The organism is Nocardia sp. NPDC004151 (assembly GCF_042874235.1).
In the GTDB taxonomy this organism is placed as follows: domain Bacteria; phylum Actinomycetota; class Actinomycetes; order Mycobacteriales; family Mycobacteriaceae; genus Nocardia.
In genome coordinates this window covers 272,116-293,398 of sequence record NZ_JBIAMR010000001.1, presented here as the reverse complement: position 1 = coordinate 293,398, position 21,283 = coordinate 272,116, and the positions used below count along the sequence as shown (strand labels likewise).

At 68.4% G+C, this 21,283-nt stretch carries 21 protein-coding genes; 8 read left to right on the top strand and 13 right to left on the bottom strand.

The genetic code is table 11. The features are described 5' to 3' along the window. Positions 1–10: 10 nt before the first annotated feature. The 3 genes from hsaC to hsaA are packed head-to-tail and all read right to left on the bottom strand — an operon-like array spanning position 11 to position 2,964. Positions 11–910 carry an iron-dependent extradiol dioxygenase HsaC gene (gene hsaC / locus ACFYTS_RS01400; protein WP_387300544.1) on the bottom strand — a complete coding sequence of 300 codons (900 nt, stop codon included), beginning with the start codon at positions 908–910 and terminating at the stop codon, positions 11–13. A 2-nt stretch (positions 911–912) separates the two neighbouring features. Continuing rightward, on the bottom strand, positions 913–1,791 hold the full coding sequence (gene hsaD / locus ACFYTS_RS01395) for a 4,5:9,10-diseco-3-hydroxy-5,9,17-trioxoandrosta-1(10),2-diene-4-oate hydrolase (RefSeq protein WP_357089847.1): 879 nt from the start codon (positions 1,789–1,791) through the stop codon (positions 913–915). A 3-nt stretch (positions 1,792–1,794) separates the two neighbouring features. Beyond that, positions 1,795–2,964, bottom strand: a complete 1,170-nt coding sequence (gene hsaA / locus ACFYTS_RS01390) for a 3-hydroxy-9,10-secoandrosta-1,3,5(10)-triene-9,17-dione monooxygenase oxygenase subunit (RefSeq protein ID WP_357282809.1) — start codon at positions 2,962–2,964, stop codon at positions 1,795–1,797. Positions 2,965–3,164: 200 nt separating this feature from the next. On the opposite strand from hsaA, the gene ACFYTS_RS01385 reads away from it, so the two are divergent. Together ACFYTS_RS01385 and ACFYTS_RS01380 are read left to right on the top strand one after the other, a co-directional pair. Further along, positions 3,165–4,370: a Rieske 2Fe-2S domain-containing protein gene (locus tag ACFYTS_RS01385; RefSeq protein ID WP_357282807.1), complete on the top strand. Its 1,206-nt coding sequence runs from the start codon at positions 3,165–3,167 to the stop codon at positions 4,368–4,370. Next, positions 4,370–4,699: a hypothetical protein gene (locus ACFYTS_RS01380; protein WP_357282806.1), complete on the top strand. Its 330-nt coding sequence runs from the start codon at positions 4,370–4,372 to the stop codon at positions 4,697–4,699. The genes ACFYTS_RS01385 and ACFYTS_RS01380 overlap by 1 nt, the downstream gene beginning before the upstream one ends. A gap of 87 nt (positions 4,700–4,786) precedes the next feature. On the opposite strand, the gene ACFYTS_RS01375 is transcribed toward ACFYTS_RS01380, so the two are convergent. Then, positions 4,787–5,197: a cupin domain-containing protein gene (locus tag ACFYTS_RS01375; RefSeq protein ID WP_357282804.1), complete on the bottom strand. Its 411-nt coding sequence runs from the start codon at positions 5,195–5,197 to the stop codon at positions 4,787–4,789. A 4-nt stretch (positions 5,198–5,201) separates the two neighbouring features. Then, entirely contained in the window at positions 5,202–6,260 is a 1,059-nt protein-coding gene (locus tag ACFYTS_RS01370) for a saccharopine dehydrogenase NADP-binding domain-containing protein (protein WP_387300540.1), read from the bottom strand. Positions 6,261–6,356: 96 nt separating this feature from the next. Between ACFYTS_RS01370 and ACFYTS_RS01365 the strand changes: the two genes are divergently transcribed. Then, complete coding sequence (locus ACFYTS_RS01365) at positions 6,357–7,268, top strand: AraC family transcriptional regulator (protein ID WP_387300538.1); 912 nt, start codon at positions 6,357–6,359, stop codon at positions 7,266–7,268. 71 nt (positions 7,269–7,339) lie between these two features. After that, the gene (locus ACFYTS_RS01360; RefSeq protein WP_357282799.1) at positions 7,340–8,074 is read left to right on the top strand and encodes a Sir2 family NAD-dependent protein deacetylase; all 735 of its coding nucleotides are present in this window, start codon (positions 7,340–7,342) and stop codon (positions 8,072–8,074) included. A 5-nt stretch (positions 8,075–8,079) separates the two neighbouring features. On the opposite strand, the gene ACFYTS_RS01355 is transcribed toward ACFYTS_RS01360, so the two are convergent. Beyond that, on the bottom strand, positions 8,080–8,832 hold the full coding sequence (locus ACFYTS_RS01355; RefSeq protein WP_387300536.1) for a DUF427 domain-containing protein: 753 nt from the start codon (positions 8,830–8,832) through the stop codon (positions 8,080–8,082). Positions 8,833–8,996: 164 nt separating this feature from the next. Here ACFYTS_RS01355 and ACFYTS_RS01350 point away from each other — a divergent pair, with 164 nt between their 5' ends. Together ACFYTS_RS01350 and ACFYTS_RS01345 are read left to right on the top strand one after the other, a co-directional pair. After that, positions 8,997–10,448 carry an amino acid permease gene (locus ACFYTS_RS01350; RefSeq protein WP_387300534.1) on the top strand — a complete coding sequence of 484 codons (1,452 nt, stop codon included), beginning with the start codon at positions 8,997–8,999 and terminating at the stop codon, positions 10,446–10,448. 93 nt (positions 10,449–10,541) lie between these two features. Beyond that, the gene (locus ACFYTS_RS01345; RefSeq protein WP_387300532.1) at positions 10,542–11,171 is read left to right on the top strand and encodes a hypothetical protein; all 630 of its coding nucleotides are present in this window, start codon (positions 10,542–10,544) and stop codon (positions 11,169–11,171) included. Positions 11,172–11,231: 60 nt separating this feature from the next. Here the strand turns inward: ACFYTS_RS01345 and ACFYTS_RS01340 are convergent, their stop codons facing one another. The 7 genes from ACFYTS_RS01340 to ACFYTS_RS01310 all read right to left on the bottom strand — a co-directional run bounded on the left by ACFYTS_RS01340 (position 11,232) and on the right by ACFYTS_RS01310 (position 19,183). Next, complete coding sequence (locus ACFYTS_RS01340; RefSeq protein WP_387300530.1) at positions 11,232–11,669, bottom strand: YbjQ family protein; 438 nt, start codon at positions 11,667–11,669, stop codon at positions 11,232–11,234. Between the two features lie 71 nt (positions 11,670–11,740). Beyond that, positions 11,741–12,997 (bottom strand): MFS transporter, encoded by a 1,257-nt coding sequence (locus ACFYTS_RS01335; protein WP_387301064.1) that lies wholly within the window; start codon positions 12,995–12,997, stop codon positions 11,741–11,743. A 252-nt stretch (positions 12,998–13,249) separates the two neighbouring features. Then, on the bottom strand, positions 13,250–14,293 hold the full coding sequence (locus tag ACFYTS_RS01330; RefSeq protein ID WP_387300528.1) for an acyl-CoA dehydrogenase family protein: 1,044 nt from the start codon (positions 14,291–14,293) through the stop codon (positions 13,250–13,252). 166 nt (positions 14,294–14,459) lie between these two features. Beyond that, entirely contained in the window at positions 14,460–15,503 is a 1,044-nt protein-coding gene (locus ACFYTS_RS01325) for an acyl-CoA dehydrogenase family protein (protein ID WP_387300526.1), read from the bottom strand. 19 nt (positions 15,504–15,522) lie between these two features. Then, positions 15,523–16,653: an acyl-CoA dehydrogenase family protein gene (locus ACFYTS_RS01320; RefSeq protein ID WP_357282790.1), complete on the bottom strand. Its 1,131-nt coding sequence runs from the start codon at positions 16,651–16,653 to the stop codon at positions 15,523–15,525. Continuing rightward, positions 16,654–17,562: an enoyl-CoA hydratase gene (locus tag ACFYTS_RS01315; RefSeq protein ID WP_387300524.1), complete on the bottom strand. Its 909-nt coding sequence runs from the start codon at positions 17,560–17,562 to the stop codon at positions 16,654–16,656. 70 nt (positions 17,563–17,632) lie between these two features. Continuing rightward, a complete protein-coding gene (locus ACFYTS_RS01310) occupies positions 17,633–19,183 on the bottom strand; it encodes a FadD3 family acyl-CoA ligase (RefSeq protein WP_357282786.1) in 1,551 nt (516 codons plus the stop codon). Positions 19,184–19,254: 71 nt separating this feature from the next. Between ACFYTS_RS01310 and ACFYTS_RS01305 the strand changes: the two genes are divergently transcribed. Together ACFYTS_RS01305 and ACFYTS_RS01300 are read left to right on the top strand one after the other, a co-directional pair. After that, positions 19,255–20,475 carry an acyl-CoA dehydrogenase family protein gene (locus ACFYTS_RS01305; RefSeq protein ID WP_357089968.1) on the top strand — a complete coding sequence of 407 codons (1,221 nt, stop codon included), beginning with the start codon at positions 19,255–19,257 and terminating at the stop codon, positions 20,473–20,475. Beyond that, complete coding sequence (locus tag ACFYTS_RS01300) at positions 20,472–21,266, top strand: SDR family oxidoreductase (RefSeq protein ID WP_213558297.1); 795 nt, start codon at positions 20,472–20,474, stop codon at positions 21,264–21,266. The genes ACFYTS_RS01305 and ACFYTS_RS01300 overlap by 4 nt, the downstream gene beginning before the upstream one ends. Positions 21,267–21,283 lie beyond the last annotated feature (17 nt).

Here is a 21,283-nt window from a genome sequence, read left to right as displayed (position 1 = left end):
TCCGTGCTCGCTACTTGAATCCGACGGTGAAGTCGTGGCCCCACAGGCTGACCGCGGTGGATTCCCGCGCGATCCACGAGTGGTCGTCGACTTCGAGTCCCTCACAGCCGAATTCGATGTCGAATCCGCCCGGCGTCTTCATGTAGAAGGAGAGCATCTTGTCGTTGATGTGGCGACCCAGGGTGGCCGACATCTTGACCTTCTTACGGTTCGCGCGATCCAGGCAGAGGCCGACGTCGTCGGAGTTCTCCACCTCGACCATGAGGTGCACGATCCCGGTCGGGTTGGGCAGCGGCAGGAACGCCAGCGCGTGGTGGCGCGGGTTGCAGCCGTAGAAGCGCAGCCAGGCCGGGTCGCCGTCGGCGGGACGGCCCACCATCTGCGGGGGCAGACGCATGGAGTCACGCAGGCGGAAGCCCAGCACGTCCTGGTAGAACGCCTGCGCGGCAGCATCATCGGTGCAGGTGAGGACCACGTGGCCCAGACCCTGCTCCGCGGTCACGAACTTGTGGCCGTACGGGCTCACGAAACGGCGGCCCAGGTACTGCGCACCGTAGAACGCCTCCAGGGTGTTCCCGGCCGGATCCTGGAACCGGATCATGCCCTCGACGCGACGCTCACCGAGTTCTTCCTTGGTGCCCTCGGTGTAGGCGACCCCGGCCTTGGCCAGGCTCTCGCGCAGCTCCTGCAGGCCCTTGGCGTCAGTGACCTCCCAGCCGGAGACCAGCAGGCGGTCCTGCTCGCCGGGCACGATGACCAGACGCGCGGCGAAGTCGTCCATGCGCAGGTAGAGCGCGTCGGGGTTGAGCCCGCTGCCCTCCATCATGCCGAGCACCTTGAGGCCGTACTCGCGCCAGGCCGCCATGTCGGTGGCCTCGATGCGCATGTACCCGAGTGCCTTGATACTCATGGTCACTTCTCCTTGACGCCGAGCAGGAAGTCGGTTGCCAGGCGGTTGAACTCGTCGAACTTCTCGAGCTGAGCCCAGTGCCCGCAACCGCCGAACACGTGCAGCTGCACACGCGGCACCATCTTCAGGGCCACGAGCGCGCCGTCGATCGGGTTCACGCGGTCCTCGCGGCCCCAGATCATCAGCACCGGCTGACGCAGCTTGAACGCGTCCCGCCAGATCATGCCCTTGGCGAAGTCGGCGCCCGCGAAGGACTTGCCCATGGCGCGGGTGGCGGCCAGGGATTCCGGCTGCGAGGCCGAGGCGAAACGCTCCTCGACGAGTTCCGGCGTGATCAGCGACTGGTCGAAGACCATGATCCGCAGGAACGCCTCCAGGTTCTCCTTCGTGGGTTCGAAGTTGAACTTGGACAGCAGCTTCACGCCCTCGGTGGGGTCCGGCGCGAACAGGTTGGTGGACAGGCCGCCCGGGCCCATCAGCACCAGCTTGCCGGCGCGGTCCGGGTAGTCCAGCGCGAAGCGGGTGGCCGCGCCGCCGCCGAGCGAATTGCCCAGCAGGTGAACGCGATCGGTGATGCCGAGGGTGTCGAGCAGGTCCTTGAGCGCCGAGGACGAGTGCACGAAGTACTGCGGGTGCTCGGTCGGCTTGTCGGACTGCCCGAAGCCGGGCTGGTCGACGGCCAGGACGTGGAAGTCCTTGGCCAGCACCGGAATGTTCTTGGCGAAGTTCGACCAGGAGCTCGCGCCCGGACCGCCGCCGTGCAGCAGCACGATGGTGGGGCCGTTGCCGACGCCCGCCTCGTGGTAGTGCAGCTTCAGGTCCGGCCGCACCTGCGCGAAGCGCGAGGTGGACTCGTAGGTGATTTCCTCTACGGCGGTCACGGATTACACCATTCCGTCGGTGACCGGCAGGCCGAACGCGTGGGTGCCGTACATGACGTAGGCGCGCTCGGGATCCTGCGAGGCGTGCACGCGGCCGGCGTGGGCGTCACGCCAGAAGCGCTGCAGCGGAGTGCCTTCCACCAGCGCGGTGGCGCCGGCGGCCTCGAAGAGGCGGTCGACGGAGGCGATCACGCGGCCGGTGGCGCGCACCTGGTCGCGGCGGGCGGCGGCACGCATCTCGAACGGGACGTCCTTGCCCGCGACGATGCACGCGTACTCGTCGGCGATATTGCCCGAGAGCTGACGCCAGGCGGCGTCGATGTCACTGGCGGCCTCGGCGATCCGGACCTTGGCGAACGGGTCGTCCTTGGCGTTCTCGCCGGCGAAGGCGGCGCGCACGCGCTTGCCCTGGTGCTCGACGTGGGCCTCGTAGGCGCCGTAGCCCATGCCGATGATCGGCGCGGTGATGGTCGCGGGATGGATGCTGCCCCACGGCATCTTGTACAGCGGATCGGTATTCTGCTCCAGGCCAGGCGATTTCAGTTCGCCCATGGTCCGCATGCTGAGGAAACGGTGCTTGGGAACGAAAACGTCCTTGACCACGACGGTGTTGGAGCCGGTGCCGCGCAGGCCCACGACGTGCCACACATCGTTGACGACGTACTCGCTGCGGGGGATCAGGAACGAGCCGAAGTCGACCGGCTTGCCGTTCTTGATGACCGGACCGCCGACGAAGACCCAGTCGGCGTGATCGGAACCCGAGGACCAGGCCCACGAACCGTTGACGATGTAGCCCGAGCCGTCCTCGGTCACCACACCCGCGCCCATCGGGGCGTAGGAGGAGGAGATCCGGACCTCGGTGTCGTTGCCCCAGACCTCTTCCTGGGCCTTCTGGTCGAACAGCGCCAGGTGCCAGTTGTGGATGCCGAGGATGCCGGCACACCAGCCGGTGGAACCGCAGGCGCTGGCCAGCTTGCGGACCTGGTCATAGAAGATCACCGGGTCACAGGCGTAGCCGCCCCACTGCTTGGGCTGCACGAGCTTGAAGAAGCCGGTCGCCTGCAGATCCTTGACGGTCTGGTCCGGAAGGCGGCGCAGATCCTCGGTCTCCTGGGCGCGCTCACGCAGGGTGGGCAGCAGCGCCTCGACCCGCTCAACTACTTCTTGCGTCATCTCGCCAGTTGCTCCTGCCTGGTGCTGGTACCGGAAGCGGTCTTCGTTTGCCCCTGAGAGTAGAACACGTTCCTATTCCTGTCGAGAACGCGGTTCACGCCCAGCTCAGAGAGCCCCCATCCAGGTAGTTGGTCCTATCGCTGGCAAACGGCCAGCCGATTTTGTAACGTGTTCTAGTACATCCATAGGAGGATCAGGAAATGGCGACAACCCCCCAAGGGCCCCGCGGGAAGGTCCGCGAGATCGACGTGGGCTCCGCGCCCACCCGTTTCGCCCGGGGCTGGCACTGTGTAGGCCTGGCCAAGGACTTCCGGGACGGCAAGCCGCACTCGGTCAATATTTTCGGCACCAAGCTGGTCGTTTTCATGAACAGCCAGGGTGAACTGAAGGTCCTGGACTCCTACTGCCGTCATCTCGGCGGCGACCTCTCCATGGGTGAGGTCAAGGGCGACTCCATCGCGTGCCCGTTCCACGACTGGCGCTGGGGCGGCAACGGCAAGTGCACCGGCATCCCGTATGCCCGGCGCGTGCCCCCGCTGGCCCGCACCCGCGCGTGGACCACGCTCGAGCGCAACGGCCAGCTGTATGTCTGGCACGACCACGAGGGCAACCCGCCCACCGACGAGGTGACCATCCCCTACGTCGAGGGTCCGTACACCAACGCCGACGGCACCCCGTCGGAAACCCGCAACGACGGCTGGACCGACTGGACCTGGCACTCGCTGCTGATCGAGGGCTCCAACTGCCGCGAGATCATCGACAACGTCGTGGATATGGCGCACTTCTTCTATATCCACTACGCCTTCCCGACGTACTTCAAGAACGTCCTCGAAGGCCACGTCGCCACCCAGTACCTCGAGACCAAGGGCCGTCCGGACGTCGGCAAGGCCGCGGAGAACGGCATCGATGTGCTGCTCAAGTCCGAGGCGTCGTACTTCGGCCCGTCCTACATGATCAACCCGCTGCTCAACATCTACAGCGGCTTCGAGGTCAAGACGGTCCTCATCAACTGCCACTACCCGGTCTCGCAGGACTCGTTCGTGCTGCAATGGGGTGTGTCGCTGGAGAAGCCGAAGGGGCTGCCCGAGGAGCAGGCGGAGAAGTTCGCCGCCAAGATGACCGAGGGCGTGTCCGAGGGATTCCTGCAGGACGTCGAGATCTGGAAGCACAAGTCCAAGATCGACAACCCGCTGCTGACCGAGGAAGACGGCCCGGTGTACCAGCTGCGCCGCTGGTACGAGCAGTTCTACGTCGACGTCGCCGACATCGACCCGAAAATGACGCAGCGCTTCGAATTCGAGATCGACACCTCCAAGGCCAATGAGCAGTGGGGTCTCGAGGTCGAGGAGAACCTGCGCAAGAAGGCGGAGGCCGAAGCGGCCGCCGCGCAGGAGGCGAACGCCTGATGACCACCTGGGCGAAGGCACCCGATTTCGCGGACCGGCCGGAACAGCGAGCGCAGGTGCGCGCCCAGACGGTCGTCGACAAAGAGCACTACATGGAGTCCGGGCTGACGCCGATCGCGTGTCAGACCTGCGGCACCCAGGTGCAGGTGCGCAAGCACAGCCACAACCAGAAGACGGTGCAGTGGACGACCGATCCGGCCGCCACCTGCCCCGTCTTCCGCAAGCTGGCCGAGTCCGGTCCCACCACCGGGAAGCCGGACTCGTGCCCGAACCTCGAGAAGACCATCGACCACGCGGTCGCGGAAGGGATTCTCGGGGTCGACGACTGACGTCTGTCGACCCGCTGGGTTCCACCCGCGGTGGTGCCCGCCGCGCGCACGCATGGCGGGCACGAGAACCGACGAGTGGAAATGCGCTCAGTCGAGTCGGAAGTCTTCGAAGTCGAATCCGGGGGAGACGACGCAACTCACCAGCGCGTAGTCGTCTCCCGCTGGACGGGCGGCCTGGCTGATCCCGCCGGGAACCACCGCCTGGGGGCGCTGCCCCTGCTCGACATCGGGTCCGAGGACGATCTCCTCACCCCCGATGTTCAGCAGCAGGGGACCACCCCGATGCCAGAACCAGATCTCGTCCGAGGCCACCGTGTGCGGCGCGGACTTCTCACCCGGCAGCAGCAGGAAGTAGATCGCGGTGCCACTCGCCCGCGGCCCCGGATAGTCCTCCGGCGTGAATTCCATCGGGCTGCGCCAGGTTTCGCGATACCAGCCACCCTCGGGATGCGGCTGAAGATCCAATTCCACGGCCAGTTTCGGACGGTCGTCGCTCATCGGTTCACTGTATTTCGACCGACCACGTGATGCCGTGCGGCGCGAGCGAATCCAGGAAGTCGGCGGCGTCGAACGCCTCGGCGGGGGCCAGGGCGCCCGCGCGGACGCCGCCCGCGGCGAGCCGGACGGCCACCTCCACCGTGAGCAGTGCGGAATCCCGGTAGGAATCGCCGCCGCTGACCACGGCCCGCGCCCGGACCCCGTCCCGGCCGAAGGCGTCGACGATCACGTCGTACCGCAGGTCCGAATCGGGGGTCTCCGGGATGAGATCGAGTGCCTCGCTGGTGAATCCGCTCAGGTTCGCGTGATACGCGAGTTCGATCGCGCCCGCCGCGTAGGACACGTCGGAGTGGCGCGGAATGGTGAGCACCGCCGACTGCGGGGACTTGGTCACCGCGATGGGGGCCGGCTCGCCCGGGAAGGTCAGTTCCCGATACCGCGTGGCCGGGCCGGTGCGCAGCGCGCCGGCCTCGTAGTGCCAGCCGCCGTCGCGGAACCAATCCAGGTTGGCCAGGACGGTTTTCGCGCTGCCCCTGGAGCCGTCGCCACCGCTGCGGCTGCGATGGGTGACCACCACGTCGACGGGGCCCGCCAGCCGGGGCACGGTCAGATGGGCCAGCAGGTCGGCGGTCAGATTGTTGTCGGTGACGCCGGAGATCACCGTCACCCCGGCCTGTTCGGCCCGCGGCCCGTACTCGTCCAGCACCCGGCGCAGGAATCGCTGCTCGCCGGAGGTGTCGGTGTAGTGCGCGCCCGCTTCGATCGCGGCGGTCAGCACCGCGCCGCCGAGATCGACGAAGGCGACCAGGCTGCTGATCACCACGTCCGCGCCGGTGAACGCGGCGACCAGGGCGGCGTGATCGTTCAGGTCGGCGATCCGGATCTCGGCCGCGGGCAGTCCGGCGGCGTCGGCGGCGGCGCGCAGTCGTTCGGCGTTGCGGCCCACCAGGACCGGGGTGAGGCCGCGGCGGCGCAGTTCGGCGAGGATGTGCCCGCCGGTGTGGCCGGTGGCGCCGTAGAGGGCGACAATCGGGTGCTTCCGCGGTGCTTCGCTGTTCGTCATGCTTTCGAAGTTATCGGCGCTCTATGAGTATCTGAATGGTTACATTGCTCATCTGGATGTCCAAAACGCTCATTCAATGATCGGTATGGTGAAGACGTGGACATCCTGAGCGAAACCATCGCCGCCATTCGGACCGGGAACCCCGCCAGCGGGCTGTTCATCCGCCACGCGCCGTGGGGTCGGCGCTATCCGAAGGTGCCGGGCGCTGGATTCCATGTGGTGCTGCAGGGTTCGTGCTGGGTGCTGCCGCCGGACGGGGAACCGATCGCGATGGGCGCGGGCGACGTGCTGTTCATGCCGCGCGGGGAGAACCACGATCTGGTCGACGCGCTGGGCACGCCGATCGGCGAGGTCGCCGCCCCCGGCGAACCGCGCGAGATCGCGGGTCCCGGAGCCCGCACCGTATTGGTCTGCGGCGCTTACGAACTCGGCAGGCAGCGCAGTCACCCGCTGCTGGAGGACCTGCCCGAGTTCATCCACCTGCCGGCGCGTCCCGGCCGGCATCCGGCGCTGCGGTCCGCCGTCGATCTGCTCGCCAGTGAGATCGCCGAACCCCGGCCCGGAACAGATGCCGTCATTCCCGCGCTGCTCGACACGCTGCTGCTGTTCCTGCTGCGCGCCTGGTTCGACGAGCGGGCCGACTCGACCGGCTGGGCCGGGGTGTTCCAGGATCCCGCGGTGGCGGATGCGCTGCGGGCCATCCACGCCGCGCCCGAGAAGGCGTGGACCGTGCCGGAACTCGGCGCGGTCGCCGGCGTCAGTCGAGCCACCCTGGCCCGGCGGTTCCTCGCCACCGTCGGGGAGCCGCCGCTGTCCTACCTCACCCGCTGGCGCATGCTCACCGCCGCCCGGCTGCTGCGCGAGACCGACACCCCGCTGGCCGGTGTCGCCCGAAAGGTCGGCTACCAGAGCGAATTCGCCTTCGCCAAGGCGTTCAAACGCGAATACGGGCTGGCCCCCGGGCAGTACCGGCGCGCGGAGGATCAGCTGTCGGTCATCGCGGTGTGAGGCGGTCGCGCTGCTGAACGGCCGGTGAATCCGGAGGCGGAAGGGTGGCGCGACGGCCTAGGCTGGCAGGCGTGACGGACTGGCGTGCACGCAAGGGACCGATCGGGGTACTGACGGGCGCGGGCATCTCCACCGATTCCGGGATTCCGGATTTCCGTGGGCCGCGCGGAGTCTGGACCGAGGATCCGATCGCGGAACTGCTCTCCACCTATCAGAACTATGTGGCCGATCCGGAATTGCGGGTACGGGCCTGGCTGGCCCGCCGCGACAATCCGGCCTGGACGGCCACCCCGAACGACGCCCATCGCGCGCTGGCCAGGCTGGCGGCGGAGCGGCAGGTCGGGATCATCACACAGAACATCGACCGGCTGCATCAACGGGCCGGCTCGGACACGGTCGTGGAGATCCACGGCAACATGTTCGAAGTCGTCTGCATCGACTGCGAATTCACCGATTCCATGGCGGCCACGCTGGAGCGGGTCGCGGCCGGGGAACCGGATCCCGCCTGCCCGCGGTGCGGCGGGATTCTCAAGGCGGCCACCATCATGTTCGGGCAGCACCTGGATTCGGATGCTATCCGCGCGGCCGTGCAGATCGCGGAGACCGCGGAGATCTTTCTGGCCGTGGGCAGTACGCTCCAGGTCGAGCCCGCGGCCTCGATGTGCGCGGTGGCCGTGGACGCGGGCGCGGACCTGGTCGTGGTGAACGCGGAGCCGACCCCGTACGACGAGTACGCCGCCGAGATCGTGCGCGACCCGATCGGTGTCGCGCTACCCCGGTTGGTGTCGGAGATCCTGGCGGACTGAGGGTCTCAGCTGAACGGGGTCTTCGGGCGGGCCTGGAGTTCGCCGTCGATCCACAGGTCGACCTTCTCGTTGTAGAAGCAGGCGAGCCCGGCGATCTTCTGACTCTCCGGCAGCGGGGTGCGGTAGATCCAGACCAGGTCCGGGAACTCCTCCTCACCGAGCCGGACCGACCAGTATTCGGCGGTGCCCTTGTACGGGCAGTGCGTCTCGGTATCGGACGGTGTCAGCAGGTCCATCCGGACATCGGTGAGCGGCACGTAGTAGCGGGCCGGCAGTCCGGTCTCGAACAGGATGCGCGGGCTGTGCGAATCGGCCAGCACCTGGCCGTTCAGTTCCACCCGCACGTGCCGGGAACTGCCGAGGATGTCCACCCGGGTGTAGGGGTCACGCGGGTGCACGTAGATCGGTTCGTCCTCCTCGAACCATTCCGTCATCGCATGGAAATCCAGTTTCACCAGGTCACGCAATTCCGGGAGCGGGGAATCGAGGTGCCGGACGGCCGCGCCGGCCGCCACGACGCCGTCGGTCACCACATCGAACTCGGTGCCGGTGCCGCGGCTGGGGGACGGGCGGGTCTTGCCATTGGGTTCCAGCTTGGCCCGCAGGTCGGCGACCGGCAGGTAGTAGGTGGGGTAGTGCGGGGACTCCCACACCAGCGTCGGAGTGACGGTGTCCGCGGCCAGGTGGCCGCCGAGGTAGGCGCGTACTCGCTTGGCGCTCGGTTCGACGCGTACTCGGCCGCGCTGAGTCTCGGTCATACCTTCCGACGGTACGCCCGCCATGGAAGCGGCTGGCGGCGAAGCGGATTCGGGAAGTGGGCCGGTGCGTGTCCGGCCCGGTTCCGGAGGCGATTTTCCCTGGCTGACCAGGCCCGATAGGGTGGTCTGGCAATTTATGGGCAACACAAGAAGGTGGCGGTCAGATGTCGGAACCGGTCGAGGTGCGCGTGACGGGGCCGGACGGCACGCTGACAGTGGGCTCCGACGCCACGCCACCCGAGCCGCAGGGGCTGCGCACCGGGCTCCGACGCCGTCACATGACCATGATCGGCATCGGCGGCGCGATCGGCGCGGGCCTGTTCGTGGGCAGCGGATCGGTCATCCAGACCGCCGGGCCCGCCGCCGTGCTGTCCTACGCGGCCGCCGGGCTGGTGGTGCTGGCCGTGCTGCGCGCCCTCGGTGAAATGGTGGTCGCCCGCCCGGTCGCGGGATCGATGGGGGAGTACGCGCGCCTGGCCATGGGCCCGTTCGCCGGATTCACCGTCGGCTGGCTGTACTGGTACCTCTACGTCATCCTGGTCGGTGCCGAGGCGGTGGCCGGGGCGGCCATCCTCGGCACCTGGGTCGACCTGGACCAGTGGGTGCTCTCGGCCGGACTGCTGATCATCATGACCGCCGTCAACCTGCTGTCGGTGAAGTCGTTCGGTGAGTTCGAGTTCTGGTTCGCCTCCATCAAGGTGGTGGCCATCGTCGGCTTCCTGGCGGTCGGGCTGGCCTGGATCTTCGGGCTCTGGCCCGGGTCGCAGCCCGGATTCGGGAACCTCACCGGCCATGGCGGTTTCGCACCCAACGGGGTCACCGGCATCTTCTCGGCAATCGTGGTGGTGATGTTCGCCTTCGGTGGCACCGAGATTGTCACCGTCGCGGCCGCCGAGACCAAGGAACCGGCCAAGGCGGTCACCCGGGCCACCAACAGCGTGCTGTGGCGGGTGGGCCTGTTCTACGTGGCCTCGATCTTCCTGGTGGTCACGATCCTGCCGTGGAACGACGCCAAGGTGCTGAAGAGCCCCTTCGTCAGCGCCCTCGAGCACATCGGCATCCCCGCGGCCGGCACCATCATGCAGGTCGTCATCCTGACCGCGGTGCTGTCGGTGCTGAACTCGGCCATCTACGTCTCCTCCCGCATGCTCTACGTCCTCACCCGCGACGGCGACGCCCCCGCCGCCCTGGTGAAACTCAACAAGCGCGGCGTCCCCGCCCGGGCCGTCCTGCTCGGCACCATCGCCGCCTGGGGCGCGGTCATCGCCTCCTTCGTCTCCCCGGACAAGGTCTTCACCTTCCTGGTGAACTCCATCGGCGTGGTGCTGGCCTTCGTCTACGTGGCGATCATGTTCTCCCAGCTCCGCCTACGCGCCCGCCTCCGCCGCGAGGACCCCTCCGCCCTCACCTACCGCATGTGGGGCTACCCCTACATCAGCTGGGCCGTGATCATCGCCCTGTTCGCCGTCTTCGTCGCCATGGCCCGCAACCCCGACCAACGCAACCAGCTCATCGCCTCCACCGTCAGCCTCCTGGCGGTCATGGCGATCTACCCCCTGCGCGCCACATTCGGCCGCAAGAAGCCGGTCCGCGAGGTCGAGGTGCTCCACCACTGACGAAATTGCCTGTGACGCACCGAGGCTCGTGATGAACCGGGCGATTCCAGACTCCTACCGATAGATTTCGAACTGGCATTCGAGCCAGTGGCTATGTTCATGGGCATGATGCGTGCCTTTCGACTGCCGACCACCGCCAATCGGGGCAAGGTCGACGCCGTGGCGGCAATGCTGCCGTGGTGGCAGCGAGGGCTGGTGCACGTGCAATACATGCAGGTCCGCAAGCTGAAGGCGGGGGATTCGAAACTGGGTTGGCTGACGGTGCCGGAAACGAAGTCGTTGCCGTCGTATCTTTCTCAGCGTCAGTGGAGATCGGTCGTCAACCAAGTCAACGGCGCCCTGGCGTCGTGGCGGGGGAAGGCGAAAGCCGGACTGCGAGAGGTGATCCGGAGTCTGGATCTCGAGGATGATGTGATCCGCGAGGACCTGTACCGAATCAATGCCTATATGGCCTGGTGGGCGCGGGACGGTCTACTTGATGCCAATCGAGGTGTTGTCGTGTCGGATGCGGCGATTCGCAGATCGGCAGAGCTGGCCGACGGCTGGCTGCGGAAGCATCCCTTTCCCAACCTCTCCCGAGTGCGCACTATGTCGATGGATGGGCCGATCGCGGGAGTGTCGGTCTCGCGCAGCCTGCGTTCCGTGCTAGGTGGCGGATCGATCCGACCCCCCTCCGCAAGCGAGCGACACGCGGTCGCAGTACCGCTACGTCGTTGCCAATGACGATGTCAACCGGAGCCGCGGGTAGCCCTCACGACTCCGGATACTGCCAGCACGCGATGGCTATTGGTTCGGCTTGATGATGACGGCAGTGCCGTAGGCCGCAACCTCGCTCATGGTATTGGCAATCTCATTGCAGTCGAACCGCATTGCTATCACTGCGTTGGCGCCAAAGGCGATTGCATGTTGGCACATCCGCATGATCGCCTCGTGTCGAGATTGGTAGAGGAGCTGCGTGTATTCATGGATTTCTCCGCCGCCGAGGGCACGGAACCCCGCGGCGAAATTCGCGCCCAGGCCGCGGCTGCGGACGGTCAGGCCCGCGACCTCGCCGATCACCTGGATGATCTCCTGGCCGGGCACATCGTTCATGGTGGACACCAGGATCGGGAACTGCGGGGCTGGAGGCTGCTGCGGCTGCGGCTGGCCCTGCGGGGGATACGGCTGCTGGCCGGGCCCCTGCTGCTGATAGGGCTGCTGCGGCGGCATCGGTTGGTTCATGAGCGGGATCGTACGGGGTGCGATCGAACGCGGACCGCACCTTGTGGGTGCGGTCCGCGAACGGCGGGCGATCAGTCGTCGCCGAGTGTGATCGCCTGGGCCTCGGCCGGGGTGTGCGCGGCCGGGACGTGATCATCGATGTGGGACAAGAGCTTTCGGCCGGAGACGAGCACCGCGACCGCGGCGGCGGTGCAGGCCGCGCCGACCCAGAAGGGGAGCGATGCCTGGTGCTCGCCGAGCTTGCCCGCCAGGTACGGGGCGGCCGCGCCGCCGGCGAAGCGGACGAAGCTGTAGGCGGCGGAGGCGGTGGGGCGCTCGACCGGCGCGGCCTCCATGACCGCCTCGGTGATCAGGGTGTTGTTGACGCCCAGGAACAGGCCCGCCAGGACGGTACCGATGATGAGGACCGGCTTGTGCTCGGTGAAGATCGCCATGACCGCGAGATCGGCGGCGAAAAGGGCCAGCGCGAGGGCGATCATCGGCGCGGTTCCGAAGGCGCGCTGCAACTTCGGGGCGACGAACACCGAGGACAGGGCGAGCAGCAGGCCCCAGCCGAAGAAGATGAAGCCGATCGCGTACGTGCCCATGTCCAATGGGAACGGGGTGTAGGCGAGCAGCGTGAAGAAGCCGTAGTTGTACAGCAGCGCGGTGATGCTCACCAGCAGCAGGCCCGGGTAGGCGAGGGCCTTGAACGGTGCGGCCAGGGAGGTCGGTTTCGCGGGCTTCGGTGATTCGGGCAGCAGCACCACCAGGGCGATGAAGGCGACGGCCATCAGGGCCGAGACGCCGAAGAACGGTGCGCGCCATGTGAAGTGCCCGAGGAAACCGCCCAGCAGCGGGCCGGAGGCGATGCCGATGCCCAGGGCCGCTTCGTAGAGGATGATGGCGCGGGCGACGCCGCCGGCGGCCGCGCCCACGATGGTGGCCAGGGCGGTGGCGATGAACAGCGCATTGCCCAGACCCCACCCGGCGCGGAAGCCGACGATCTGCCCGACGGTGCTCGAGCTGCCCGCGAGAGCGGCGAAGACGATGATGATGGCCAGGCCGGCGAGCAGGGTCTTCTTGGCCCCGAAGCGGCTGGAGACCACGCTGGTGATCAGCATGGCCACGCCGGTGACCAGCATGTAGCTGGTGAACAGCAGCGTCACCTGCGAGGGCGAGGCATGCAGTTGCTCGCCGATCGGCTTCAGGATCGGGTCCACCAGGCCGATGCCCATGAAGGCGATGACCGAGGCGAAGGCGACCGCCCACACGGATTTGGGCTGCTCGGGCTTCGCTACGGCGGCATTGTCGGCGGCGACGGCCGCGGGAAAGGCCGGTCGGGTGATCGGGGCGCTGGTGGTCACTGGGAAGTCCTCATCTGTGAATGATGGTGAGTCGCAGCTACTTTCGTTCGAGTTGCGAGAGGGCGGCCGTCCGATCGGCGCCGTTGTCGAGAACGGCCGCGCCCCTCAATTGTTGCATAAGCTAACTATCTAGTTACATAGGCTAACGATATTTGGACGGGTGAGATGGGGCACAACACGAAGCGGCCCGTACGCAGCGAACTGCGTACGGGCCGCTTCCGCGAAGGTGCCGCGCTAGGCCGGGCGGGCCAGGGGGCGGGCCGGGGTGCCGAAGAGCTGGGCGTCGGCGTGCGCGCGCTTGAAGAACAGGTGCGCGTCGTGTTCCCAGGTGATGGCGATGCCGCCGTGCATCTGGACGGTCTCCGAGACCACCGAGTTGAAGGTGTCGATGGCGTGCAGGCGAGCGGCCTGGATGTCGATCGGCTCCACCGCGCCCTCCGCGAGACCGGCGATCGCCAGATAGCCCAGCGAACGGGCCGACTCCACCAGCACGTACATGTCGGCCATGCGGTGCTTGAGGGCCTGGAAGCTGCCGATCGGGCGGCCGAACTGCACGCGCGACTTCGAGTACTCGACGGTCATGTCGAGGCACTGCTCGGCCGCGCCGATCTGCTCGGCCACCATTGCGGCCCAGGCGATCTCACGCAGGCGGGTGACATCGAGCTGCCCCAGCGGGGTCGCCGCCACGGAGTCGAAGTCGATGCGCGCCAGCTTGCGGGTCGGGTCCTGGGTGACCACGGCGGTGCGGGTGACGCCCGCCGCGTCGCCCGCGACCTCGAACAGGCCGTCGGCGGTGAGCACCAGCAGGGTGTCGGCGAACGCGCCGTCGAGCACGTAATGCGCGGAGCCCGAGAGGGTTTCACCGGTCGACCCGACCCCGAAGGCGTCCCAGCCGCTCGCCGCCGCCCAGCACAGGGCCAGCGTCCGCGCGCCCTCGGCGACCTCCGGCAGCAGCCGCTCGCCGGCCTCGGCGTTCCCGGTCAGCAGCAGCGCCTGCACACCCAGCACGGCAGAACCGAGCATCGGGGGCGCGGACAGCGTGCGGCCGAGTTCCTCGACCACCAGCAGGGATTCGACCAGGCCGACCCCGATGCCGCCGAACTCCTCCGGAATGGCCAGGGCCGCGACGCCGACCTGCTCGCACAGCAGCTTCCACAGCTGTTCGTCATAGCCGAGGTCGGTCTCCAGCCCGCGCCGCATGGCCGCGCTGTCACCGTGCTTGGTCAGCACCGCGCGCACGGTGGTGACGAGTTCCTGCTGTTCGGCAGTGAGGCTCATGCCTGCGCTCCCAAGGGGTAGAAGTGATTCGAGTCAGAGGTCCGGTGGCCGGGCCGGTCCGCACCGGCGGCAGCGGCCATGAGCGAGCGGACGCACCGGGCGACGAGCGGGGTGTGTGCCCCACCCGCGCACGGGGTGTCGAGCGTGGCGCCGGCCACCGGGGTGCTCATGCGACGTTCCCGGCCCGGAGCGCCGCGGCGATGCGGGCGCGGTGCTGCGCGGGGGTGCCCCAGGCCGAACGCAGGGCGGTGACCTTGGTCAGCCACAGCGACAGATCGCATTCGGCGGTGTAGCCGATCGCGCCGTGCACCTGCAGCGCGATGCGCGCGGTCTGGTACGCGGCCTCGCCGCAGGCCAGCTTGGCGGCGGAGATGTCGCGGCCCCGGGTCTCGGCGTCCGCGCCCGACTCCAGGGTCAGCGCGGCGCGGTAGAGCAGCGGCAGCGCCATCTCCAGGCCGATGTGGGCATTGGCCAGGTGGTGCTTGATGGCCTGGTTGCGACCGATCGGGGTGCCGAACTGCTGGCGCTGCTTCACGTACTCGACGCTGGTGTCCAGCATGGCCCGGCCCGCGCCGAGCAGCTGCGCGGCGGCGGCCAGGGCGGCGGTGTCGAAGGCGAGATCGATTGCGGCGGAAACGCCTTCGCCCTCCGCGAGGGTCTCGCCCGCGGTCACGGTGAAGAGGCGGCGCGCGGCGTCCACCGAGGTCACCAGGTCACCGGCGGTGCCGAGCGCGATGCGGTCGCCCTCGGCGATCAGCACCAGGTCGGCGATGTCGGCGTCCAGCGCGGTGGCGGCACCGGCGGAGCGGCCCGCGTTGGCACCCGCGGAGGCGGTCACCGCGAGGGTGCCCAGCTTCGCGCCCTCGGCCAGCTCCGGCAGCCGCTCGGCGGCGAGCGCCGAGTCCGGAAGCGCCTGCAGCAGTGCGGGAATCGCGGCGGCGGTCTCCACCAGCGGTCCCGGCACGGCGGCCCGGCCGATCTCGGTGAAGGCCACGATCATCTCGACCGGGCCCGCGCCGAAGCCGCCGTTGTCCTCGGAAATGGTCAGCCCCAGCGCGCCCGCCTCGGCCAGCTGGCCGATCAGCGCGCGCCCGGCGGCGGCCTCGCCCTCGCCCCACGCCCGGACCAGGCCGGGAGTCTTGGCGGCCTCGCCCATCTTGCGCAGGCTGGCGGCGAAATCATTCTGTTCTGCGGTCAATGCGAATCGCATGTCGTCGTCCTCCCTGTGGCTATCGCGGCAGGCCGAGCAGGCGTTCGGCGATGATGTTGCGCTGGATCTCGTTGGTGCCGGCGTAGATCGGGCCCGCCAGCGAGAACAGGTAGCCGTCGGTCCAGGCCGACTCCTGCTCCGCGGCCGCGCCGTGCAGATCGAGCGCGGTCTCGTGCATGGCGATGTCCAGATCCGACCAGAACACCTTGTTCACCGAGGACTCGGCGCCCAGCTGGCCGCCATCGGCCAGGCGGGTCACGGTGGCCCAGGTGTTGAGGCGGTACGCCTCCGCGCCCACCCACGCGTCGACCACGCGGTCGGCGGCGGCGGTGTCGGACTCGGCGGCCGAGTCCTTCCACAGCTCGACCAGCTTGCGGGCGGTGGCGTTGAACCGGCCCGGCGCGCGCAGCGACAGACCACGCTCGTTGCTCGAGGTCGCCATGGCGACCTTCCAGCCGTTGTTCGCCTCGCCGATCACGTCCTGATCCGGCACGAACACGTTGTCCAGGAAGATCTCCGCGAAGCCCGGCTCGCCGTCCAGCTGCGGAATCGGCCGCACCGTGATGCCTTCCGCGGTGAGCGGGAACATCAGGTAGGTGAGGCCCTTGTGGCGCTGCGCCTCCGGGTCGCTGCGGAACAGGCCGAAACCCCAGTCCGCGAACGAGGCCCGCGAGCTCCAGGTCTTCTGGCCGTTGAGCAGCCAGCCGCCCTCGGTGCGCTTGGCGGTGGAGCGGATACCGGCCAGATCGGAACCGGCCTCCGGCTCGGACCAGGCCTGCGCCCAGATGTCGTCCGCGCGCGCCATTCTCGGCAGGATGCGGGCCAGCTGCTCGGGCGAACCGTGCTCGAACAGGGTCGGCGCGAGCAGGAAGATGCCGTTCTGCGAGACGCGACCGGGCGCGCCCGCGGCGTAGTACTCCTCCTCGAAGATGACCCATTCGGTCAGCGAGGCGTCGCGGCCGCCGTACTCGGCGGGCCAGGCCACACACGACAGGCGGGCGTCGGCCAGCTTGGCCTCCCACTCGCGGTGCAGTTCGAAACCGGCCTTGGTGTCCATGGACGGCAGGGGAGCGGCGGGCTTGTTGGCCGCCAGGAAGTCGCGCACCTCGGCGCGGAATTCCTCGGTCTTGCTGTCGAATTCGAGATCCACTTACTTTGCCCCGTCGTTGATGGTGCTGGATTCACGGCTCGCCGTGGCAGCGGCAGCCTTCATGGACTTGGCGTCCATACCGCCCAGAGAGCCCGTGCCGACCTCGGCGTTGTGCGCGTGCGCGAAGTGATGCAGCCCAAACACGGAGTCCATGCCCGCGCGCATCCCCATCAGGTCCTCGCACTGGTTGACTGCCTTCTTGGTGAGCGCCAGCCCGAACTGCGGCATCTCCGCGATCTTCTCGGCGAGCGCGAAGGTCTGCGCCTCCAGCTCCTCGCGCGGGACAACGCGATTCAGCATGCCCCACTCGTAAGCCTGTGCCGCGGTGAAGCGCTCACCGGTGAACAGCACCTCCTTGGCGCGGCGCGGACCCAGCACCCACGGGTGCGCGAAGTACTCGACGCCCGGAATGCCCATGCGCACCACCGGATCGGAGAAGAACGCGTCCTCGGAGGCCACGATCATGTCGCAGGCCCACGCCAGCATGAGCGCGCCCGCGATGCACGCGCCCTGCACCATGGCGATGGTCGGCTTGGGGATCTCCCGCCAGCGCCGGCACATGCCCAGGTACACCTCGGACTCGCGCGCGAAGCGCTGGTCGCCGCCCGGCCGGTCCACGTGGTCCCACCACATGACGGCCTGGTTCTCGTAGGAGATGTGGTGGTCGCGGCCCTGCGTGCCGATGTCGTGCCCAGCGCTGAAGTGCTTTCCGGCCCCGGCCAGGACGATCACCTTGACCTCGGCGTCCTCGACGGCCTTGGTGAAGGCGGCGTCGAGCGCGTAGGTCATGACCGAGTTCTGCGCGTTGCGGAAATCCGGCCGGTTCAGCGTGACGACCGCGATCGGGCCGCGCTTCTCGTAGAGGACGACTTCGCCCTCATCGGGGATGGGCCCCAATTCCTGGCTCACACTGCCTCCTTATGCGTGATCGAGCGCCCTGCGTGGTTACGCTGCGCTACCGCCTCCGGGCTGGACTCGATCACGCGGTCTCCTCATCACGTAGGTTGCGCTTCAGCACCTTGCCTGCGGCGTTGTACGGCAGCGCGTCGCGGAATTCCACGAACCGCGGCACCTTGAAGTTGGCCAGCATGGTCTTGGCCTTCGCGATCACGTCTTCGGCGGTCAGCTCCGAGCCGGCCCGCCGGACCACGTACACCTTGCCGACCTCGCCCATGCGCTCGTCGGGCACACCGATGACCGCGGTCTCGGCGACGCCCTCGATGCGGGCCATGGCCTGCTCCACCTCGGCGGGATACACATTGAAGCCGCCGGAGATGTACATGTCCTTGAGCCGGTCGGTGACCTTCATGTACCCGCGCTCGTCGATCACCGCGACATCGCCGGTGTGCAGCCAGCCGTCCGGGTCGATGGTGGCGGCGGTGGCCTGCGGGTCGTCGAGGTAACCGCGCATCACCTGACTGCTGCGCAGCAGCAGTTCGCCGTTGTCGGCCAGCTTCATCTCGAAGCCGTCGATGGTGCGGCCGCAGGTGTTGGCGATGGTCTCGCTGGAGTCCTCGGGCCGGCACATGGTGCCGAAGCCGCCGGACTCGGTCTGGCCGTAGGCGGTCAGCACCACGTCGAAAGTCAGCTCCGAGCGCAGTCTTTCGATGAGCACGACCGGCACGGTGGCCGCACCGGTGACCGCGACGCGCAGGCTGGACAGATCCGCCGCATCCCGCTGGGGGTGATCGAGGATGGTCTGGTGAATGGTCGGCGGGCCGGTGAGCACGGTGATGCGCTCGGCGGCGATCAAGCGCATGGTCTCGGGCACGTCGAACACCGCCTGCGGCACGATGGTCGCGCCGGTGGCCAGGCAGGTGATGATGCCCGCCTTGTAGCCGAAGCTGTGGAAGAACGGCGGCACCACCAGGTAGCGGTCGTCGCTGTTCAGGGTGGCGCAGTCGGCCCAGGCCCGGGCGCTGGCCAGCAGTTGACCGTGCGCGATGAGCGCGCCCTTGCTGCGCCCGGTGGTGCCCGAGGTGAACAGGATGTCGGAAAGATCTTCCGGCGATACCGATTCCGCGCGCGCGACGACCTCGTCGAGGCTCACGGTCTCGGCCACCTTGCCCAGATCGGACCAGGCGATGGCGTTCTCCACCGGCGCCTCGCCCTCGACCGGAATCACGACGATGGTCTCGATGCCCAGTTCCGGTGCGTGCGCCCGCAATTCGGCCAGCCGGTCGCGGCCGAGGAAATCGCCGGCGATGAACAGCGCCTTGGCGTGCACCCGCGACAGCGTGTCCGCCGCCTCGTCGGCCACGTACCGCGTGTTCAGCGGCACGATGGTCGCGCCCACGTAATGGGTGGCCAGCACCGCGGTCACCCAGTGGTGGGTGTTGGGCGCCCAGATGCCGATGCGATCGCCGCGTTCGATGCCGCGGGCCATGAGCGCACGGGCGGTCTCACGGACCGAGTCCAGCAGTTGCGACCAGCTCAGTCGCACGGCACCGTCGGCCACGGCGGGCGCGTCACCGTAGGCGTGCGCCGCCGCGTGCAGAGCGAGCGGTGTGGTCTGCGGAGGAGATGTCACTGAGCTTCCTCGCTGTCCGGGAATGGGTCTAACAAAGCAAGTGCTTGGTAGGTTACTCTACCGACGTGAGCATGATCCAGACCCCCGAACCGGCCAGCGGGACTGAGCCCCGCGAGGATGCCGAATTCCGTACCGAGGTGCGGGAATGGCTGGCCGAGAACCTGAACGGCCAGTTCCGCGAGCTGCGCGGTCTGGGTGGTCCCGGGCGCGAGCACGAGGCTTTCGAGGAGCGGCTCGAATGGGACCGCGCCCTCGCCGCCGCCGGGCTGACCTGCCTGGGCTGGCCCAAGGAATGGGGCGGCCGCGACGCCACCCTGCGCCAGCAGGTCATCTTCCACGAGGAATACGCCAAGGCCGACGCCCCGGCCCGGGTCTCGCACCTGGGTGAGGAACTGCTCGGCCCGACCGTTCTGGCCTTCGGTACCGAGGAGCAGAAGCAGCGCTTCCTGCCCGGTATCCGCAATGTCACCGAACTGTGGTGCCAGGGCTACTCGGAGCCGGGCGCGGGTTCGGACCTGGCCGCCGTCACCACCTCCGCCCAGCTCGAGGGCGACGAGTGGGTCATCAACGGTCAGAAGGTCTGGACCTCGCTGGCGCATCTGTCGGACTGGTGCTTCGTGGTCGCCCGCACCGAGAAGGGCTCGACCCGCCATCACGGCCTGTCCTATCTGCTCGTGCCCATGAAGCAGCCGGGCGTCGAGGTGCGGCCGATCATCCAGCTCACCGGGACCGCGGAATTCAACGAGGTCTTCTTCGAGAACGCCCGCACCGCCGCCGATCTGGTGGTCGGGCAGCCCGGCGACGGCTGGAAGGTCGCCATGGGCACGCTCACCTTCGAGCGCGGCATCTCCACGGTAGGCCAGCAGATCCGCTACGCGCGGGAGCTTGCCGATCTGGAGGCCGTGGCCAAGGAGAACGGGGCCATCGACAACCCGGTCATCGCCGATCGCCTGGACAAGGCGTGGGTCGGTCTGCGGGTGCTGCGCGCCCACGTGCTGCGCACCCTCGAGTCCGGCCATGACGGCGCGTCGGTGGACGCTCGCACCGCGGCCGGCCAGGCGTCGGTCACCAAGCTGCTGTGGGCCAACTGGCACCGCGACCTCGGCGAGCTGGCCATGGACGTGCTCGGCGCGCCCGGCCTGATCGCCGACGGCGAGGGCGATGACCTGAACGCCTGGCAGCGCATGTTCCTCTTCACTCGCGCGGACACCATCTACGGCGGTTCGAACGAAGTGCAGCGCAATATCATCTCCGAGCGCGTGCTCGGACTTCCCCGAGAGGCTCGACCGTGACGGATCTGTCCACCGCCCCCGAAATCACCCCCGGCCACAACCTGCTCGCGGGCAAGATCGCGGTCGTGACCGCCGCCGCGGGCACCGGCATCGGTTCGGCCACCGCGCGCCGCCTGCTCTCCGAGGGCGCGGACGTGGTCGTCTCCGACTGGCACGAGCGTCGCCTGAAGGAGACCGAGGAGGCCCTGCAGGCCGAGTTCCCGGATCGCCGAGTCGCTTCGGTGCCGTGCGACGTCAGCTCCACCGAGCAGGTCGACGCCCTGATCGCCGGCGCTGTGGCCGCGTTCGGCCGCATCGACGTCATGGTCAACAACGCCGGTCTGGGTGGCGAGGTCCCGGTCGTCGACATGACCGACGAGCAGTGGGACAAGGTCCTCGACATCACCCTCAACGGCACCTTCCGCGCCACCCGCGCGGTGCTGAAGTACTTCCGCGAGGCGGGCCACGGCGGCGTCGTCGTGAACAACGCCTCGGTGCTCGGCTGGCGCGCCCAGCACGGCCAGGCCCACTACGCCGCCGCCAAGGCGGGCGTGATGGCGCTGACCCGCTGCTCGGCCGTCGAGGCCGCCGAGTACGGCGTGCGCATCAACGCGGTGGCCCCGTCCATCGCCCGCCACGCCTTCCTGGACAAGGTCACCTCGGGCGACCTGCTCGACCGCCTGGCCGCCGGTGAGGCGTTCGGCCGCGCCGCCGAGCCGTGGGAGGTGGCCGCCACCATCGCCATGCTCGCCAGCGACTACACCACCTACCTGACCGGTGAGGTCGTCTCCATTTCGAGCCAGCGCGCCTGATTTCGAACGCAATTCCA

Excerpts from the sequence above, each read along its gene's own strand:
- ACFYTS_RS01325 (WP_387300526.1), bottom strand. The coding sequence starts at position 15,503 with ATGCGATTCGCATTGACCGCAGAACAGAATGATTTCGCCGCCAGCCTG.
- ACFYTS_RS01385 (WP_357282807.1), top strand. The coding sequence starts at position 3,165 with ATGGCGACAACCCCCCAAGGGCCCCGCGGGAAGGTCCGCGAGATCGAC.
- ACFYTS_RS01370 (WP_387300540.1), bottom strand. The coding sequence starts at position 6,260 with ATGACGAACAGCGAAGCACCGCGGAAGCACCCGATTGTCGCCCTCTAC.
- hsaA (WP_357282809.1), bottom strand. The coding sequence starts at position 2,964 with ATGACGCAAGAAGTAGTTGAGCGGGTCGAGGCGCTGCTGCCCACCCTG.
- ACFYTS_RS01340 (WP_387300530.1), bottom strand. The coding sequence starts at position 11,669 with ATGAACCAACCGATGCCGCCGCAGCAGCCCTATCAGCAGCAGGGGCCC.
- ACFYTS_RS01330 (WP_387300528.1), bottom strand. The coding sequence starts at position 14,293 with ATGAGCCTCACTGCCGAACAGCAGGAACTCGTCACCACCGTGCGCGCG.
- ACFYTS_RS01350 (WP_387300534.1), top strand. The coding sequence starts at position 8,997 with ATGTCGGAACCGGTCGAGGTGCGCGTGACGGGGCCGGACGGCACGCTG.
- ACFYTS_RS01345 (WP_387300532.1), top strand. The coding sequence starts at position 10,542 with ATGTTCATGGGCATGATGCGTGCCTTTCGACTGCCGACCACCGCCAAT.
- ACFYTS_RS01355 (WP_387300536.1), bottom strand. The coding sequence starts at position 8,832 with ATGACCGAGACTCAGCGCGGCCGAGTACGCGTCGAACCGAGCGCCAAG.
- hsaC (WP_387300544.1), bottom strand. The coding sequence starts at position 910 with ATGAGTATCAAGGCACTCGGGTACATGCGCATCGAGGCCACCGACATG.
- ACFYTS_RS01375 (WP_357282804.1), bottom strand. The coding sequence starts at position 5,197 with ATGAGCGACGACCGTCCGAAACTGGCCGTGGAATTGGATCTTCAGCCG.
- ACFYTS_RS01380 (WP_357282806.1), top strand. The coding sequence starts at position 4,370 with ATGACCACCTGGGCGAAGGCACCCGATTTCGCGGACCGGCCGGAACAG.
- ACFYTS_RS01305 (WP_357089968.1), top strand. The coding sequence starts at position 19,255 with ATGATCCAGACCCCCGAACCGGCCAGCGGGACTGAGCCCCGCGAGGAT.